Genomic DNA, 18,549 nt, shown 5'->3' on the forward strand with positions numbered 1-18,549 from the left:
TGTGTGATTGGCACAGCGCAAGCGCAGACCTATTATCCGCAGAAAAATTATAATAACAGTGGAAATAGTCAAGCAAAATCCGGGCAGATGTATCCAAGTAAAGGTAATGAATCATCTAGTCGTTCGGCAAAACAACAGAGTGGCAAATCATCTAAAGGAACGGGTAAAGCGCCAGTGAGTAAGAGCGCCGCTCAACAAAAACCGTATTACAAGTGATGCGCGGCAAATGCGGTCATTCGCTATCAATATGACTATCACGCGGTTCGTATTGCTCTAACCGCAGTTTCAATACCGCCAGTCGCTGGGTTGCAGCGGTTAAATCCAAATCCTGTGACTGTAATTGTGTGAGCAATTGTTCGCCCGTTTTTACTAACAACTCTAATTGCTCACCATCAAATATTTCGGCCGCGGCGGTCACTTCATCCGCCGTCGCATTTAATAAAGATGGTAATAAATCATCGGCTTGAATTGGGCTGTCTGGGTAAAGCAAATCCGCAATTAACGGCTGTTCTAATAACCGATAATGAATGACCCGTGCTGCTTCTTCATCGCGCAATTCTTGATGCGCAATTGGATCATTGCCGACCGTGCGCCAAATCGCCTTCATAATGACATCAATTAACCGCTGAATCGCCAGTTTATGCTGCTGATGCAAGTCACTTTGTGGCAACCCGCACACCTGTTCATAATGGCGTTCTAATTCTTCTTTAATCGCCAACACCAATTCACTGCCGGCGTCCGCTGGCAATGCTGCCGCCCGTTCTACCAATGTGCGAAAAGCGGTTTGAAATGCCACCGATTCGGCATGATCCGCCTGCTGGGCGGTGTGCAATTCGGCCGACGTGACCTGCGGAAGCGGCCAATGAAACAATGGGTTGGCGTGACGGCGGCGCAGGTGACGCTCCTGCCGCCCGGGATAGTCGCTGAAGGTGAGATTCATGGGATGACGCGCTGTGGTGGACAAAATGCTGGTGGTAAAAACACCAACGCCTCCGTAAAGGAGGCGTTGAAATGTTGCAAATTGGCGTCCCCACGGGGATTCGAACCCCGGTTGCCGCCGTGAAAGGGCGATGTCCTAGGCCACTAGACGATGGGGACAAATGAATTGGCCTGATGTTCACAATCGAACTTGGTGGAGCCAGACGGGATCGAACCGTCGACCTCAACACTGCCAGTGTTGCGCTCTCCCAGCTGAGCTATGGCCCCCCGATGTGAAGCTGCAAATTGTAAAGAAGCGCGGGTTGACTGTCTAGCATTTTTTACTTGCCCGCCAACAACCCACTCGCCACGCGCCCCGGCAACACTGGCACGGCGGCACTCGCTGACTGGTTGGACGCCGCCGCGACTTGCCGGTGCAGACAACTGGTGCCGCCGGCGGTGCGCTCCGGCCAGCCGCAAGTGTGACGCTGTACCAGTCCCGCCAGCATGTCCAGGTGCGCCGGCAGGTCATTCAAACACGGAATGTAATGATATTGTTCACCGCCAGCGGCGAGGAACGCATCCCGATTTTCCACCGCAATTTCCTCCAGCGTTTCCAAACAATCGGCTGAAAACCCCGGCGCGATCACCTGCACATGTTTGATGCCGGACTGCGCCCATGCTTTAAGTGTTTGATCGGTATAGGGTTGTAGCCACTCGTCCCGCCCGATGCGCGACTGAAATGCCAATAACCAGCGGTCGTCGGGCAATGCCAGTTGCGTCGCCACCAGCCGCGCCGTTTTGTGGCAGTGACAGTGGTACGGATCACCCGCTGTAAAGTAACGTTGCGGGGTGCCGTGAAATGAAAATAACAGCCGATCCGGTTGCCCGTGCGTCGCCCACGCGGCACGAATGCTGGTCGCCAGCGCGTCAATGTAACCCGGCTCGTCGTGATACTGATTAACAAAGCGCAGCTCCGGCAACCAGCGCCATGTACTCAACTCGTCCGTGACGGCATCAAACGACGAGGCGGTGGTGGTGGCGGAATATTGCGGATACAGCGGCAGCACCAGTAGGCGGCGGACGTGGGCGTCGCGCAGTTGCTCCAGTGCGCCCAGCACCGACGGTTGCCCGTAGCGCATTCCCAACGCCACCCGCACCCGCGGCCCGACGCGAGTGAGCAGCCGCTCCTGCAAACCCGCCGCCTGCCGCCGCGCCACCTCCAACATTGGCGAGCCGCGATCCGTCCACACGGCGCGGTAGGCTTTGGCCGAGCGCGCTGGTCGAATGCGCAAAATCACGCCGTGCAAAATCACCCACCACAGCGGCCGCGGCACTTCCACCACTCGCGGATCATTCAAAAATTCCGCCAAATACCGCCGCACCGCCGACGGCGTGGGTGCTTCGGGCGTGCCTAAATTGAGTAATAACACGCCCAATTGTTCTGGCGTATCGGGCGGGAAATTAGTGCCGCTTTTATATTTCATGGTGATTTAGTTCAATTCCCTAACTGGCGCTATTTGTTTTGAGTATTATAACCGCTTCATTAGGCATGATTCATTATCAATTGTCAATATCACGCACGCCGTTGATTAGAGTTGCAACAACAACCGCGTCGGGTCTTCAATCAATTCTTTAATACACACTAAAAATCGCACCGCATCGCGTCCGTCAATTAAACGGTGGTCATACGTTAATGCCAAATACATCATCGGGCGAATCACGACCTGACCGTTTAATGCAATCGGGCGCTCTTGGATTTTATGCAACCCGAGAATTGCGCTCTGCGGCGGGTTAATAATGGGCGTGGATAATAATGAACCAAACACGCCGCCGTTGGTAATTGAAAAGGTGCCGCCGGTTAATTCCTCAACGGTTAAACTGCCGTCCCGCGCCTTAGCACCAAAAGCGGCAATTTGCCGTTCAATCTCTGCCATAGTCAATTGATCGCATTGGCGCACAATTGGCACCACTAAGCCGCGTTCGGTACTGACGGCAATGCCAATATCATAGGTTTGATAATACACGACATCAGTGCCGTCTATTGCCGCGTTAATAATTGGAAACCGCTGCAATGCCGCGACGGCCGCTTTAATAAAAAACGACATAAACCCGAGGCGCACCTGATGGCGTTTCTCAAATAACTCGCGGTATTGCTGGCGCAGCGCAGACACCGCGCTCATATCCACTTCATTAAAGGTCGTTAATAGCGCGGCCTGCTGCTGCGCGTGCACCAATCGCTCGGCAATCCGCGCCCGCAAGCGCGTCATCGGGACGCGCTGTTCATTATTCGCCGGTGCGGGATCATTGGCGTCAGTTTGATGATCAAATGACGCGGTATTTGCGGTCACTGCCGCTGATAAATGATCGGGATCAATTGCCGGCGCGGCATGTTCAATACGATCCAACCACGCCATCACATCCGCTTTATGAATCCGCCCATCTTTACCGCTACCGGGAATTTGACTGGCATCCAATTGTAAAGCGTTAATTAACTGCCGCGCTGCCGGGGCAATCGCAACTGGGCGCGGGGGCGGATCAATTTCATTAGGCAGCACGGCGGGTCTTAATTCAACTGCCGTGTCAATTTGCGCATCAGTTAATGCCGGATTGCGCGGCGCAAGATTCACCGTTTTATTAGGATTTAATACGGCCAACACGGCATTGGCTTGAACCACTGTTTCCGGCGGTGCAATAATAGTCTCCAGCGTTCCATCAATGGGCGACGGCACCTCGAGAATGACTTTGTCGGTTTCCAAATCCACCAGCGGTTCATTCGCTGTTAATCCCGCCCCGGGCGCTTGATGCCATTTCAAGACCGTTGCATCGGCAATAGATTCCGGCAAGGCGGGAACGCGCAATTCATACGTCATCTTTAATCACCTTTTGGCAACAGTTTGAATCATTTTGATGACAGTTTAATGCACAACTGGCGATGGTTTTTGGTGCGCATCCAATTGCCACAGAATTATCATTACCAACCAGCCGGCCGCTAACCAACCAATCACGCCATCAACATTGCCGACCAACCAATACCAATTGCTTTGTTCCACGCCATCAGTTAAACGGCGACTGGATTGAATCACCCACACCCAGCCGGCATGAATCCCAATACACCAACCAATATGACCGCGCTGTTCTCGAATCAACGCTAATAATACACCGGCGAGGAATAATGCAATGAACGAGTCTAAATTGGTGAGTTGCCAACTGGATTGAAAACCCGCCGCGATCATTAAAAAACTGCTGTGCCAGTCGGTGATGTTAATGGTTGGTGGGGCAATGGGTTTGACAAAATGCACGAGGCTATAAAGCATGGCCGAGCCGAGGATGGCGGTAATGACATGCGCCCGACGGCGAATGGCACTGAATACGGCACCGCGAAAAAACAACTCTTCGATAGTGGCAATCAACACTCCGCCAATCAGTGCTTGAATCACGCGGCGTAACCAATCAGCATCGGGTAATACGGGTACGCGCACACCGAATGCCAGCAATAATAAAACGATGCTAGTCATTATCCACACGCCCATGCACCAGCCAATGATAATGCTCATTGTAAATGCGCGGCGCGAATTGATATTGCCGAATAGATCGCGTCGTGTTAATTGCAGGGCGCGTATTAAGGGAATAAACCCAAGTAGCATGATGACCTGCGCTAAACGGGCAATCAAGCGCTCGGGTTCTAAATCAGATAACCATGAAAAATGCAGCACTGGAATGCTTAAACACGCTGCGATGATTAAACAGCCCAGCAAATAACCGAAAAACAACAGTGTGGTGCGCATGAATGAATGGATTGCCCGGCAATCGCTGCCGGGCGAGGCGGTTATTTATTCGCCGTATCGTCGGTGTTATTAACGGCTGGCGGGGCGGCGTTATCGGATGAACTATTATTGGTAGATGAACGTGACGAATAAAATAACCACGCAACTAATCCACCGAAAAATAAGAGTTCTGCTGCGGCTAATGAATCACCGGACATGAGTTTTAACTCCTCTAGTTGTTAAATGCAAAAGTTGCACCGATTAAAGAAGGCGCGTTCCCACGCTGGCGCGTGGGAACGATCAACTACTGATTTTTAATTCGCATTCGCCCGCGCTTTTACCCAATCAGTCACAGCCGCTAATGCCGCCGGAATACCCGCCGGTTGATTACCGCCCGCCTGCGCCATATCAGCACGACCACCACCGCGGCCGCCGACGTAATGCGCAACTGTTTTAATTAAATCACCGGCTTGAAACTGTTTGGTTAAATCCGCCGTCACCCCGGCAATTAAATTGACTTTATCGCCCTGCGCGGCGGCTAATAACACCACGCCTGAGCCGAGTTTATTTTTTAATTGATCGAGCGTGTCGCGCAAAGTTTTTGGATCATCCGTATTAAACTCAGATGCCAAAACTTTAATACCCGCAATGGTCACGGCTTGATCCACTAATTCCGCGCCAGCCGCTGCGGCCAAGCGCGATTTTAATTGTTCTAATTCACGTTCTAAGCGCCGCGCCCGTTCCAGCAATTGCGCAACTTTATCATTGGCATCCTGCACATTACTTTTCACCAGTTGCGCAATGCCGCTTAATTGTTCATCGGCGGTTTCAATCCACGCCAGCGCCGCTTCACCAGCCACCGCTTCAATTCGCCGCACCCCGGACGCAATGCCGCCTTCACTGGTGATTTTGAATACGCCAATATCGCCGGCCGCGTGAACGTGCGTACCGCCGCATAATTCAATTGAAAAGTCACCCATGCGCAATACGCGCACTTCATTACCGTATTTTTCACCAAATAACGCCATTGCTCCGGCCGCTTTCGCGTCATTGATGTTCATTAACTGCGTTTCGACGGGATAATTGCGCCGAATGGCATGATTCACCAGCCGTTCAATGGTGCGCAAACTGCCGCGTTCAATTGGTTCAAAATGTGAAAAATCAAAGCGCAAGCGGTCGGGATTTACTAATGAACCGCGCTGTTGCACATGCTCACCTAATACGCGCCGCAATGCCGCATGTAATAAATGCGTGGCGGAATGATTCACCGCCGTTGCCTGCCGCCGTTCATTATTCACTTGCGCATCAACCCGATCACCAATTGCCAATTCACCCGCCGTCACCCGCCCGAGGTGACAAATGACGCTGCCGCGTTTTTGCGTATCGGTGACAGAAAATTGCGCGGTGGCGGTGGTTAACTGCCCAGTATCGCCAACTTGGCCGCCCGATTCGGCATAAAATGGCGTGACATCCAGCACGACCAGCGCGTTCGCCGTCGAATCGGCCGCGTCAGTCGCCACCAGCCGCTCGGTCGCCACGCCGTCCAAATACAGCGCGATCACGGTCGCGGCGTCGCGGGTGCGCTCGTAGCCGCAAAACACCGTTTCTCCAGTCACATCAAGCACTTGCGATTGATTGGCGCCAAACTGACTGGCCGCCCGCGCTCGCGCTTTTTGCTGCGCCATCAAGTCGTCAAATTCGGCCAAATTGAGCGCTAAACCGCGTTCGCGTGCCACATCGGCGGTCAAATCCACTGGAAAACCGTAGGTGTCGTAGAGCTTGAAAATCACTTCGCCCGGGATAGTGTTGCAAATGCAGCTGGCGGTGATGTCGTCGAGCATTTTCAAACCGGCGCTCAGGGTTTCGGCAAAACGCTCTTCCTCGACGCGCAACACCTGCTCGACGGTGGCGGCGCGGGCGGCGAGTTCCGGGTACGCCTCGCCCATGACCGCGACCAGTGGTGCGACGAGGCGGTGGAAAAATGGTTGATGCTGCCCGAGTTGGTAGCCGTGACGGATGGCGCGGCGGATGATGCGGCGCTGGACGTAACCGCGCCCCTCGTTGCTGGGCGTGACGCCGTCGGTGACGAGGAACGCGGTCGAGCGGATGTGGTCGGCGATGACGCGCAGTGAGTGGTGGGTGCGGTCGCGGCAGCCGGTGACTTCCATCGCGGCGGTGATTAAATGTTGAAATAAATCAATGTCATAGTTGCTGTGGACGCCCTGCATCACCGCCGCCAAGCGCTCCAGTCCCATGCCCGTGTCCACCGACGGGCGGGGCAGTGCGGTCAAGCGCCCGTCGCTGGCGCGGTCGTACTGCATGAACACCAGATTCCAGATTTCAACGTAGCGGTCGCCGTCGGCATCGGGCGAGCCGGGCGGGCCGCCGGCGATGGCGGGGCCGTGATCGTAAAAAATCTCTGAACACGGGCCGCAGGGGCCGGTGTCGCCCATTGCCCAGAAATTATCTTTGGCGCCGCAGCGGGAAAAACATGCCGGGTTAATTCCAATATCATTTAACCAAATATTGGCGGCTTCATCATCATCAATAAAGACCGTGACCCATAAACGCTCGGCCGGAATCTTTAATACGCCGGTTAAAAACTCCCACGCATATTGAATAGCGTCGCGTTTGAAATAATCACCAAAACTGAAATTGCCGAGCATTTCAAAAAAGGTGTGATGGCGGGCGGTATAGCCGACGTTTTCTAAATCATTATGTTTGCCGCCGGCGCGGACGCAGCGTTGGGCAGTGACAGCGCGGCGGTATTCGCGTTGCTCACGTCCTAAAAACACATCTTTGAATTGCACCATACCCGCATTCGTAAATAATAACGTCGGGTCATTGCCGGGAATAAGTGGGCTACTGGCAACTGGGGTGTGATCGCGTTGGGCAAAATAATCAAGAAAGGCGTGACGAAGCGCGGCGCTGCTAGTCATGGTGAATTGCTCAGTCAATAGTCAGCAAGGTGGGAGTGAGTAAAAATCATGCCACCAATTGGTGCAGGATGCAACCGTTTGGTGCTGGGTTTATTCGGGGTAATTGAATAGAGTTATATTTGGTTTAATCTTTACCACGCAGGCGTATCGGAACAATCGATTTACTCAATACAACTCTAATGAAACGCGGTATTTAAGTAATGAGTTTAACACGCCTGCAACACATAAAATGTATAGCCGTAATGGTCGCTGTATTGCGCGAATAATGCCATTTCTTGTTCAGTTTCACGCAGCACTGGTGCAAGAGATGATTCGGAATTGAGCTGCTGTATTCGTATTTTTAATGGCTCATAATAATTCGCCCACCAAGCGGCGCTCGGCAACCGACGAGTTATTAATACATGAAAACCTGCTCGCTTTGCCCGCGCCATATTGTCCAATTCATTCGCCATCGTCGGGTACGCCGTTTGCCAATAAGTCTGAGCAGGCGGCGGCGCATCATCAATAAACCAACTCATTTCAGAAATCACCGCAATCCCCCCGCTGCGTATTAACGGCCGCCAGCGGGTTAATGCGTTTTCAAATCCGAGTTGATAGGCCGCTCCCTCCGACCATAATAAATCAATTGATTCGTTCGGCCAATTCAAATCTGCCATATCTGCGTTGATGGGCGTAATGAAATCGGCCAAACCCGCCGCCTGCGCCCGCGTACTTAACTCTGCAATAAACTCGGCGGATAAATCCACCGCTAATACGCGGCTGTGATAATCATTGGCTAATAACAAACTAGCCGCCCCACTGCCACAACCAAGATCAGCAATACGCGGATTCACGGGTAAATATGCGGCGAGTTCTTGTAATAAATGGCGTGAAAATTCGTCATCACCTGGTCCTTGACGTTTGAGGCCGCGATGTAATTCAATGAGCGCGGCAATGTAATCAGTTTCACTGTCCACGTTAATTAGCTCTTTTAATTGTCTGCATCATCAATCAACCCGTTACGCAACCCGCATTGAATCACACCCGCCGTAAAGCCGCGCTGCATGAAAAAACGCATACATTTCGCCCATTGCCGCGCATCAGTCGGCGGGTTTATTCCATAGCGTTTGCGATATAACTGCTGAATAATCTCTATCCAACATGGGTCATCCATATTCGGCAAGGCCACATCAATCGTGGCTTTTTCAATCCCCAACGTCAATAATTCTTGACGAATACGCAACGGACCCCAGCCCTGACCAATTCGCTGTTGTATTCGCTGCGTCACAAAGCGCGTATTATTCAACCAATCCGACTGTGTTAATTCCGCTAAAACCGATTTAATCACCGCAATTGGATGACCGCGTGCCGCCAATTTGCGCGTCAATTCCTGACTGCTGTATTCGCGCCGTGCTAATAACCGCAGCGCTGCCGTTTGCACTGATTTGTACAACGCAGTCTCATCCGGCGCGGCATCTTCTAAAGAATCGTTGTTAAACTCATCAATCATCATGGTGATGGCTAATTCAGGTTAACCCCTTCAATCAATCGGCACGAGGTGTCATACGCTATTTTAAGTTCAATCGCTACCATTATCTGCCAAATCGGCAGCATCGCCATCATCAACAACGGCTGCTTCAGTCACCGGCGGCAAAACATTAGCGCGAATTTTAGCTTCAATTTCACTGGTTAATGTCGGATTGTCTTTTAAGTAATTCCGCGCATTTTCTTTACCTTGTGCAATACGAATGCCGCCGTAACTGTACCAGGCGCCGGATTTATCAACAATCCCTTGCGCAGCACCGAGATCAATAATTTCTGCTTCACGCGAAATCCCCTCACCATAGAGAATATCAAAGGCAGCTTGTTTAAATGGCGGCGCCATTTTATTTTTAACCACCTTGACTTTCGTTTCATTACCAATAATTTCTTCACCCTTTTTAATACTGCCAGTGCGACGAATATCCAAACGAACTGACGCATAAAATTTGAGAGCATTACCGCCGGTTGTCGTTTCGGGGCTGCCGAATTGAATACCGATTTTCATGCGGATTTGATTAATAAATAATACAATGCCATTCGAGCGTTTAATATTCGCCGTCAATTTACGCAATGCCTGCGACATTAATCGCGCTTGCAAGCCAACATGCGCATCACCCATTTCGCCTTCTAATTCAGCTTTCGGCGTTAATGCGGCCACCGAATCAATCACCACTAAATCTACTGCATTTGAGCGCACAAGCATGTCGGTTATTTCCAACGCTTGTTCACCCGTATCGGGTTGCGACATTAACATTTCCGACATATTCACACCGAGTTTTTCGGCGTATTGCGGATCAAGTGCATGTTCGGCATCAATAAATGCGGCAGTCCCTCCCATCTTTTGTGTTTCAGCGACAATGTGTAATGCCAATGTCGTTTTACCTGATGATTCAGGGCCATAAATCTCCACGACGCGCCCGCGTGGAATACCACCAATACCGAGTGCTAAATCAAGCCCTAATGAACCAGTAGAAATAACGGGAACATTACGCACGATACTGGAATCACTCATCCGCATGACTGAACCTTTGCCAAATTGTTTTTCAATTTGACTCAGCGCCATTGCCAGTGCTTTTTTACGATTATCATCCATAGTTTAATATCTCAATTAAAATGTCACTATTTAGAATACCCCATGCCACTAGCTAATTATTACACACCCTGCCGCTGACGTCATGGAGAATTGTATTCTAACATGCAGCCGTGGTAACTAATGCGGTTAACCCCGGCCAAATGTGGCACATTTCGCACCCTTTCTTCGGCGATTTTAGTTATACTGCGCGTGTTTTGTGCGATGCACTCGTCACCGCTGTCGGAGTTAAGTATCCAATGACCATGCCTGACATTAACCCTATTCGTTTTCAATTGATTGATTTAAAAGAGCGTCACGCCGCGCTCAGGGGGTATCTTTAACTACGCTGATAAAGAAGAACGGTTAACCGAAGTATTACGCGAATTAGAAGAACCGAGTATTTGGAATGATCCAGAACGGGCGCAGCAATTAGGGCGAGAGCGGGCGTTATTAGAACGAGTTGTACTGGGTCTGCGGCAACTACATCGCGCATTAGATGATACGCAAGAGTTATTAGAATTAGCTATTGCTGAAAATGATGTGACGGCGGTCATTGCAATTAGTGAAGAATTGCCTGCTTATGAACGGCATATTGCCACATTAGAATTCCAACGCATGTTTGCCGGTCCAATGGATGCGAATCATGCGTTTTTAGATATTCAAGCGGGATCGGGCGGTACTGAAGCGCAAGATTGGGCAGAAATGCTATTAAGAATGTATTTACGCTGGGCAGAAATGCGCGGCTTTAATACTGAATTAACCGAAGTATCACCGGGCGAAGTTGCGGGTATTAAATCGGCCACGATTGCGGTGCGTGGTGAATACGCTTTTGGTTGGTTGCGTACTGAAACAGGTGTGCATCGTTTAGTGCGTAAATCGCCATTTGATTCGGGTAATCGCCGCCATACTTCATTCGCGGCAGTATTCGTGTCACCTGAAATTGATGATTCAGTAGAAGTGGAAATTAACCCAGCGGATTTGCGAATTGATGTTTATCGTGCTTCGGGGGCGGGTGGGCAACATGTGAATCGCACGGAATCGGCGGTGCGTATTACGCATAATCCGACTGGTATTGTGGTGCAATGTCAAAATGATCGGTCACAACATAAGAACAAAGATCAGGCAATGAAGCAATTAAAAGCCAAGCTGTACGAATTGGAAATGCAGCGGCGGCGCTTGAATCAACAGGCGATTGAAGATACTAAGTCTGATATTGGTTGGGGCAGTCAAATTCGCTCGTATGTACTGGATCAATCGCGGATTAAAGACCTGCGCACGAATGTCGAAACTGGCAATACACAAGCGGTGTTAGATGGTCATTTGGATATGTTTATTGAAGCGAGTTTAAAACAGGGTTTATAATTTACACTGGCTTGATGACACACGCTGTGTACTTGACTGGTGAAATGAGTCACTGGCAAGGAGTATAACGGATGACTATTCATTGGGAAGACATTGCGGCTGAAGTATTTCATATAACTGGTACTCTGCCAGGCGCTATACAAGTTAGTGAAGTTGGCGGTGGCTGTATTAACACCGCCGCGATATTGCGGTGTGGTCAAGCAACCTATTTCATTAAATGTAATCGGGCAGCATTATTGCCAATGTTTATTGCCGAGTCGGCGGGATTAACGACGCTGGCAACCGCCGGCGTTATTCGAGTGCCGCAACCAATTGGCACGGGTACAATTGGAAACACCGCATGGATTGCAATGGAACATGTTGTTTTACATCGGCGGGCAAATGATCGCGCACTGGCATTGGCAGGTGAGCAATTAGCCGCATTGCATCAGGTCACGCACTCTCAATACGGTTGGCATCAAGATAATACGATTGGTGCGACGCCGCAATACAATCAATCAGCGACTGATTGGGTGCAGTTTTGGCGTGAACAGCGATTAGGGTTGCAATTGAAACTAGCAGCGGCAAATGGCTACAAAGGTCAGTTACAAGAACGCGGGAATCTGTTATTAGAACAGTTGCCGATGTTGATTAATCACAATCCAGTCGCATCATTGTTACACGGTGATTTGTGGAATGGTAATTTAGGCTATGATGTACAAGAACAGCCGGTGTTATTTGACCCAGCAGTGTATTATGGTGACCGCGAAACCGATTTGGCGATGACCGAATTATTTGGCGGATTTTCAACACGGTTTTATGCTGCATATCGCGCCACCTGGCCATTGCCAGTGGAATATAACACGCGGCGCTATCTATACCAGCTTTATCACATTTTGAATCATCTCAATTTGTTTGGATACAGTTATTTGGGGCAAGCTGAGGATATGATTAACCGCTTGTTGGCAGAGTGTCATTAGCATAACAATCATCATACATAGAATCGCAAAATCTGATTGCGAATTCCGATTTCCCTTATGTTAATTAATATGTTAAAAACACCGTTAACGTTTTATGTTTGAATAATCATTTTTTAACTGTGTTAGCAATTTTTATGGCTCGTGAATTATTAATTTTGCGGCATGCAAAATCCGATTGGGATCGCCCCAATCTTGCTGATTTTGCCCGTCCACTGGCAAAACGTGGTCGCCGTGACGCGCCGCGAGTGGGGGCGTGGCTATATCGTGAGGGGTTGGTGCCGGATGTTATCATTAGTTCGCCAGCGGAACGGGCGCGGACGACAACACTGCACATTTGTAAGCGACTGGATTATAAGAAAAAAAATGTCGTGTGGGATGCGGCAGTGTACGAAGCGAGCGTGACTGAATTGCTCGGCGTGTTGGCGCATTGCCCTGCTACTGCCGCGACCGTGTTGCTAGTTGGCCACAATCCGGGCTTGGAGGAGTTAATTCGTTATCTAGCCGATGGTGATGTGGATGAACCGGCGGATGGTAAATTATTGCCGACGGCGGCGACAGCGCGTTTAGAAATGCCAGATAATTGGCAACAGCTTGATAGCGGCTGTGCAGTTTTATTATCGGTGACGCGCCCGAAGCATTTGCCGAATTAAATAGCATGAATGAAACAGCGGGAATTGATGCAGGAATTAAGTGACGCTTGCGCCGCGGCGTTTTATACTAGCCAGCGGTGGACGGCATGGTGAAATAATCACACCGCCGCTCGTCACCGCGACTTATTAAATGGTTAATGATTGTTGGTTGTAAAGATTATGTTTGTTCAATTGCTTGAATTCGTCGGAAACCATTGGGTTTTATTTATTGCCCTCGCCGTCGTGGTGGGGTTATTAACCCATAACTTCATTGTTGGCAGCAAGGGCGTGGTTGATCCCGCTGGCGCCACTGAGTTAATTAACCGCCGTGATGCAACGGTGATTGATGTCCGCGCTAGTGCCGACTTTGCTAAAGGGCATATTATGAATGCCGTGAATATCCCCATGAATGGGTTTAAGAACCAAACGGCCGCTTTGACTAAATACCGTGACAAGCCAATTGTTATTTCTTGTCATTCGGGAAATCAATCGCAGTTGGCGTGCATTTTATTGCGCAAAGCTGGTTTTCCCGAGGTGTATAATTTGCGCGGTGGTATTATGGCATGGCAGAATGCGAATTTGCCTTTGACGCGAAAGTAAATGACAATTTTATTGCGGTGATGAGCAAATGATATTCACTTGATCGGCCGGTTTTATTTTAATTGCCGCCACTGTTTTTCATTACCGCAACGCAGTTTCATAAATCACGATTTCATTCATCAACAGGACTACATGCTATTATGGCTGACACTGACCAAGCACCGACTGGCGAGCGCCAGTTTTTAGTTCGCACCATTTACACTAAAGATTTGTCATTTGAATCACCCAATGCGCCAGAGATTTTTCGTGACGAATGGAAACCAGATAGTACGTTGCAATTTGATATTAAACTGCAACAATTGGCCGAGCATACGCACGAGGTGGTATTAACTTTAACCACGACGGCTAAACTGGGTGAAAAAACTGCGTTTTTAATTGAAGTTCAACAGGCTGGAATTGTAACCATCGGCGGCTTTACCGAAGCCGAATTGGGGCAGTTATTTTATGTCTATTGCCCGAGCATTTTGTATCCGTATGCCCGGCAAACGGTAATGGATTTAGTCGCCAAAGGTGGGTTTCCGCCATTAGTGTTGCAGCATGTTGCATTCGATCAGATTTATGCGCAGAAATTGAATGACACGCCGCCGGCGAATGGTGATGGTACGCAGCGTCATTAAGGTTTCATTCAATAATCAATAGGATTAAAACAAATGGCAGCGGTTGCAGTCATTGGTGCGGGATCATGGGGAACGGCGCTGGCGTTGTTGCTGTGCCGCAACGGTCATCAGGTGCGGCTGTGGGGACATGATCCCGCGCACATCGCCGCGTTGTGTCAAGACCTTGAAAATAAAGCGTTTTTACCTAATTTCCCGCTGCCGCCAACGCTTGAACCCACTGCCGATCTGACCGCCACCGTCGCCGGGGTGGATGCCGTGTTGGTGGTGGTGCCGAGCCAGTTTTTTGCCACTACAATCAAGCAGTTAGTCGCAGTATTACCCGCTGACATGGGCATCGCGTGGGCGACCAAAGGGTTTGACCCAGACAGCGGGCGGTTGTTGCACGAATTGGTGCAAACAGTGGGCGGCGAGCGCGATTTGGGCGTGTTATCCGGCCCGAGTTTTGCTACAGAAGTCGCCCGCGGCCTGCCCACCGCCGTCACCGTCGCCGCCTCCCGCCCCGCCTACGCCGAATATCTCGCAACACTGTTTCACAGCGACCGCTTTCGCGCCTACCGCCACGACGATTTGATCGGCGTGCAAGTCGGCGGCGCGGCGAAAAATGTGCTGGCAATTGCGACCGGCATCGCCGACGGTTTGGGCTTCGGCGCCAACACGCGCTCGGCATTAATTACACGCGGCTTGGCCGAATTAATCAGGCTGGGCATGGTGTTAGGTGCGAAACGCGAAACATTCATGGGACTGGCCGGCTTGGGCGATTTGGTACTCACTTGCACCGACAACCAGTCGCGTAATCGGCGGCTCGGGTTGGCGTTGGCGCAGGGGCAGTCGCTGGCGCAGGCGTTGGCGGCGATTGGGCAGGAGGTCGAGGGCGTGGTGACGGTGCGGGCGGTGTGCAAGCTCGCGGCGTTGCATAAAATAGACATGCCAATTGCGCAACAGGTGCAGGCGGTGTTGTATGAAGGCCGCACACCGCAGGCGGCAACGCAATTATTATTAGAACGCACGGGCAAGGTTGAATTAGATTAGCCTGTTTTTTAATTGCCCGATCTGACGATTTCAATTCCCGCTATTTGATCGTTTCCAAACATCTGGGAACGACTCCCCCGCAGTGAATAACTCTTATTCAATTCCCCAGCGCATGAGGTGATGTTATGTGTGGCATCTGTGGCGAATTACGCTTTGACGGCGCCCCGGCACAATTAAACACCATTGATCGCATGTTGCACCAATTAACCCGGCGCGGTCCCGATCATGCCGGTAGCTATAGCGATGGCGTATTCAGTTGCGGGCAGCGGCGCTTATCAATTATTGATTTATCGCCCCGTTCGCATCAACCAATGGTGGATACGCAATTGGGATTGGTGCTGGTGTTTAATGGCACTATCTATAATTATCCTGAATTACGGCGCGAATTAAGCGGGCGCGGCTATCGCTTCTTTTCTGACGGCGATACCGAGGTGATTATTAAAGCATTTCATGCGTGGGGGGAGCAATGTCTGACGCGCTTGCGTGGCATGTTCGCCTTTGCGATTTGGGATATGCACGCACGCAGTTTATTTCTCGCTCGAGATCGGTTTGGCATTAAACCGCTGTATTGGAGTGCGACGGCTAATACGCTGCGTTTTGCATCAAATACGCAGGCGTTATTAGCGGCGGGTGATGTGGATACGTCAATTGATGCAATTGGTTTGCATCATTTATTGACTTTGCACGCGGTGGTGCCGGCGCCGCGTACTATTCTCAATGGTATTCGCAAATTACCGCCGGCGCATTGGTTGCAAATTGATTGTAACGGTCAACAAACCTTGCAGCGTTATTGGCAATTAAATGCCACACGGGATACCGCCCTGACTAATGAAACCGATTGGTATGAAGCAGTGGATGTGCAATTAACCCAGGTGGTGGCGCAGCATCATCGTATTGCCGATGTGCCGGTGGGGGTTTTATTGTCGGGTGGCTTGGATTCGAGTTTATTAGTGGCGTTATTAGCGGAAACTGGTGCGGATGATTTGCGCACCTTTTCAATTGGTTTTGAAGATACGCCCGAAGAAGCCGGTAATGAGTTTATTTATTCAGATCAGGTGGTGGCGTGGTATGGCACACAGCATCAGCGCTTGTTAATTCCGAATGCGGCGGTATTGACGCGCTTGCCTGAGGCAATTGACGCGATGGCCGAGCCGATGTTTGCACAGGATGCGGTGGCGTTTTATTTATTAGCGGAGCAGGTGGCGCAGTCAATTAAAGTGGTGCAATCGGGGCAGGGTGCGGATGAATTATTCGGCGGGTATTTTTGGTATCCGCGCATTGCGGCGGAGATTAACGGTAATGCAGTTGAACGATTGCGGCGGCATTATTTTGATCGGGATCATGCCGAGTATTTGCAATTAATTCATTCACGTTATGCGGGGACGGATTATACGGGCGAATGGGTGGCGGAGCAATTGGCATTGCCCGGTGCAGATGAGTTAATTGATGCGGTATTGCGATTAGATGTGACGACGTTCATTGTGGATGATCCAGTGAAGCGCGTTGATAATATGACAATGGCGTGGGGCTTGGAGGCGCGGGTGCCATTTCTTGACCATGAATTAGTGGAATTGGTGGCGCGTTGTCCACCGGCATTAAAATTGAATGACGGCGGCAAATATCTATTAAAAAAAATTGCGCGGGGGCGGGTGCCGGATGCGGTGATTGATCGCCCGAAAGGCTATTTTCCAATGCCGGCGTTGAAATATGTGCGCGGGGATTTTTTAATGATGATGCGCGATACGTTAATGAGTCAGGCGTGTCGGGAGCGCGGGTTGTATCAATCGGATTATGTGGCGCAGTTATTGGCAGCACCCGAGGCGCATTATACCCGTATTCAGGGTAATAAATTGTGGCATTTGGCGTTATTAGAGTTGTGGCTGCAACGGCATGTGGATTCCATTGCCTAAATCTCTTTTTTGCAAGGCGGATAATCTGATCTATTGCAAATAACCGTTTTCACGTCTGAATGACGTCGGGCATAAAAAATCGGGTACACACAATTGAGCATACCCGATAGTTGCGCCAATTGACGCAATGAACAATTAAGCGGTTTTATGCAACCGACGGCGGAATGAAGCGCCCATGCCTAATAAACCAGCGCCTAATAAAAGGAGCGTGGAGGGAAGGGGGACTTCGTTTTCGGCAGGCGGGACTGGCGGCTCATCTGGCGTCGTTGGTGGTTCGTCTGGCGTCGTTGGTGGATTATTCGGCGTCGTTGGCGGCAATTCACCTTCGCCGAGCAACTTAGAAGACCCTTCATTGAATCCAGTAGCCCCTTCAATACTTTGAACGCGCATCGCCACCCGCTGGTCATTAAACATACTGGTACTTAAACCGGCATACATCATGTCGAAACTGACTGTTTGATTAAAGCCGCCGCCGTTTCCTCTCTGACCAACTTGGATGGCAAAGTCGAAATTGCCTTCTGGTGCCTTAATGTCTTTGTCTTCAAACGGTTTATTACTCACACTATTTGCACGGAACACCGCTTGTTGAATAGTTCCAACGGGATCAACATTCGTAAAAAGCGCACTTAAACCAGTGCTACTCAGACTTGGTAATAGTGCCTCGCCATCCGAATTAACATCAAACCACACACCTAAAATATCGCCCTTAGTCAGCGTTGTATTCACTGGCGGTGCAATATCCAAAACAAAAGTTAATCCAATGTTTTGATTAGTTGCGTTTAATAAATCACTAATGGTGACTGTAGCAAAGAAACCGCCATCATTCGTATTATCCTCTAAAGTAGCCGTCACCGTCCCCGCCATTGCCGTTGTCAATCCACCCGCACACACCGCCGCGAATGCCAGTGAAAGCAGTGTTTTTTTCATCATGGTTGCCTCTTCTAAATAAAATTGCGTATCGAAATAAACCCAACTCAACTGCGACAAAATCTAGCAAGTCGCTTGCCAAAATTATTTTACGTTGTTAAAACAACGAGTTAGCAGTTGACCGCCGGGACGGCGTGGCAAATGACTGTAAAAAAACCTGACAGTTTGAGCGCCAAAATCGCGTAACAGTGATGCAACAGTTCAAGAAAACAGTCTATAAAACAATTGGTTGGCTAAAAACCATCCTGAAAATTTTGACTGTAAAAAAAGCTGACAGTTTGAGCGTGTTTTTTAACGGT

At 50.1% G+C, this 18,549-nt stretch carries 18 protein-coding genes and 2 tRNA genes; 8 read left to right on the forward strand and 12 right to left on the reverse strand.

Annotation, left to right across the window (positions count from 1 at the left end; translation table 11 throughout):
- The coding region (locus tag HUK38_RS03515) for a hypothetical protein (RefSeq protein ID WP_182582536.1) at window positions 1-216 on the forward strand (216 nt) is incomplete at its 5' end.
- A gap of 16 nt (window positions 217-232) precedes the next feature.
- Here the strand turns inward: HUK38_RS03515 and HUK38_RS03520 are convergent.
- The 11 genes from HUK38_RS03520 to recA form a co-directional block, all read right to left on the reverse strand.
- The gene (locus HUK38_RS03520) at window positions 233-940 is read right to left on the reverse strand and encodes a hypothetical protein (protein WP_182582538.1); all 708 of its coding nucleotides are present in this window, start codon (window positions 938-940) and stop codon (window positions 233-235) included.
- An 82-nt stretch (window positions 941-1,022) separates the two neighbouring features.
- Window positions 1,023-1,098: transfer RNA gene (locus tag HUK38_RS03525), tRNA-Glu, on the reverse strand.
- Window positions 1,099-1,130: 32 nt separating this feature from the next.
- A tRNA-Ala gene (locus HUK38_RS03530) sits at window positions 1,131-1,206 on the reverse strand.
- Between the two features lie 53 nt (window positions 1,207-1,259).
- Entirely contained in the window at window positions 1,260-2,405 is a 1,146-nt protein-coding gene (gene hemH, locus HUK38_RS03535) for a ferrochelatase (protein ID WP_182582540.1), read from the reverse strand.
- Between the two features lie 105 nt (window positions 2,406-2,510).
- Entirely contained in the window at window positions 2,511-3,791 is a 1,281-nt protein-coding gene (odhB, locus tag HUK38_RS03540; protein WP_182582542.1) for a 2-oxoglutarate dehydrogenase complex dihydrolipoyllysine-residue succinyltransferase, read from the reverse strand.
- 45 nt (window positions 3,792-3,836) lie between these two features.
- Window positions 3,837-4,706 carry a CPBP family intramembrane glutamic endopeptidase gene (locus HUK38_RS03545; RefSeq protein ID WP_182582544.1) on the reverse strand — a complete coding sequence of 290 codons (870 nt, stop codon included), beginning with the start codon at window positions 4,704-4,706 and terminating at the stop codon, window positions 3,837-3,839.
- A gap of 41 nt (window positions 4,707-4,747) precedes the next feature.
- Window positions 4,748-4,903 carry a hypothetical protein gene (locus tag HUK38_RS03550; protein ID WP_182582545.1) on the reverse strand — a complete coding sequence of 52 codons (156 nt, stop codon included), beginning with the start codon at window positions 4,901-4,903 and terminating at the stop codon, window positions 4,748-4,750.
- A 96-nt stretch (window positions 4,904-4,999) separates the two neighbouring features.
- Window positions 5,000-7,624 (reverse strand): alanine--tRNA ligase, encoded by a 2,625-nt coding sequence (gene alaS / locus HUK38_RS03555; protein WP_182582547.1) that lies wholly within the window; start codon window positions 7,622-7,624, stop codon window positions 5,000-5,002.
- Window positions 7,625-7,830: 206 nt separating this feature from the next.
- The gene (locus HUK38_RS03560) at window positions 7,831-8,580 is read right to left on the reverse strand and encodes an SAM-dependent methyltransferase (RefSeq protein ID WP_338065351.1); all 750 of its coding nucleotides are present in this window, start codon (window positions 8,578-8,580) and stop codon (window positions 7,831-7,833) included.
- A 14-nt stretch (window positions 8,581-8,594) separates the two neighbouring features.
- Complete coding sequence (locus HUK38_RS03565; RefSeq protein WP_182582549.1) at window positions 8,595-9,116, reverse strand: regulatory protein RecX; 522 nt, start codon at window positions 9,114-9,116, stop codon at window positions 8,595-8,597.
- 66 nt (window positions 9,117-9,182) lie between these two features.
- Window positions 9,183-10,238, reverse strand: a complete 1,056-nt coding sequence (gene recA, locus HUK38_RS03570) for a recombinase RecA (protein ID WP_182582551.1) — start codon at window positions 10,236-10,238, stop codon at window positions 9,183-9,185.
- Window positions 10,239-10,480: 242 nt separating this feature from the next.
- Between recA and prfB the strand changes: the two genes are divergently transcribed.
- The 7 genes from prfB to HUK38_RS03605 all read left to right on the forward strand — a co-directional run bounded on the left by prfB (window position 10,481) and on the right by HUK38_RS03605 (window position 17,323).
- Window positions 10,481-11,579, forward strand: a protein-coding gene (gene prfB / locus HUK38_RS03575; protein ID WP_182582756.1) for a peptide chain release factor 2 whose coding sequence is annotated in 2 segments (ribosomal slippage) — window positions 10,481-10,555 and window positions 10,557-11,579 — 1,098 coding nt in all. Because the reading frame shifts where the segments join, the coding sequence is not laid out codon by codon here.
- A gap of 71 nt (window positions 11,580-11,650) precedes the next feature.
- The gene (locus tag HUK38_RS03580; RefSeq protein WP_182582552.1) at window positions 11,651-12,538 is read left to right on the forward strand and encodes a fructosamine kinase family protein; all 888 of its coding nucleotides are present in this window, start codon (window positions 11,651-11,653) and stop codon (window positions 12,536-12,538) included.
- A gap of 134 nt (window positions 12,539-12,672) precedes the next feature.
- Entirely contained in the window at window positions 12,673-13,188 is a 516-nt protein-coding gene (locus HUK38_RS03585) for a SixA phosphatase family protein (RefSeq protein WP_182582554.1), read from the forward strand.
- A gap of 159 nt (window positions 13,189-13,347) precedes the next feature.
- Window positions 13,348-13,767 (forward strand): rhodanese-like domain-containing protein, encoded by a 420-nt coding sequence (locus HUK38_RS03590; RefSeq protein WP_182582556.1) that lies wholly within the window; start codon window positions 13,348-13,350, stop codon window positions 13,765-13,767.
- A gap of 140 nt (window positions 13,768-13,907) precedes the next feature.
- Window positions 13,908-14,384: a protein-export chaperone SecB gene (gene secB / locus HUK38_RS03595; protein WP_182582558.1), complete on the forward strand. Its 477-nt coding sequence runs from the start codon at window positions 13,908-13,910 to the stop codon at window positions 14,382-14,384.
- Between the two features lie 33 nt (window positions 14,385-14,417).
- Complete coding sequence (locus HUK38_RS03600; RefSeq protein ID WP_182582560.1) at window positions 14,418-15,413, forward strand: NAD(P)H-dependent glycerol-3-phosphate dehydrogenase; 996 nt, start codon at window positions 14,418-14,420, stop codon at window positions 15,411-15,413.
- Between the two features lie 125 nt (window positions 15,414-15,538).
- Window positions 15,539-17,323, forward strand: coding sequence for an N-acetylglutaminylglutamine amidotransferase (locus tag HUK38_RS03605; protein ID WP_182582562.1), 1,785 nt, complete (start codon window positions 15,539-15,541; stop codon window positions 17,321-17,323).
- Between the two features lie 135 nt (window positions 17,324-17,458).
- Here the strand turns inward: HUK38_RS03605 and HUK38_RS03610 are convergent, their stop codons facing one another.
- Complete coding sequence (locus HUK38_RS03610; protein ID WP_238787432.1) at window positions 17,459-18,301, reverse strand: PEP-CTERM sorting domain-containing protein; 843 nt, start codon at window positions 18,299-18,301, stop codon at window positions 17,459-17,461.
- Window positions 18,302-18,549 lie beyond the last annotated feature (248 nt).

This window comes from Thiospirillum jenense, from assembly GCF_014145225.1.
GTDB lineage: Bacteria > Pseudomonadota > Gammaproteobacteria > Chromatiales > Chromatiaceae > Thiospirillum > Thiospirillum jenense.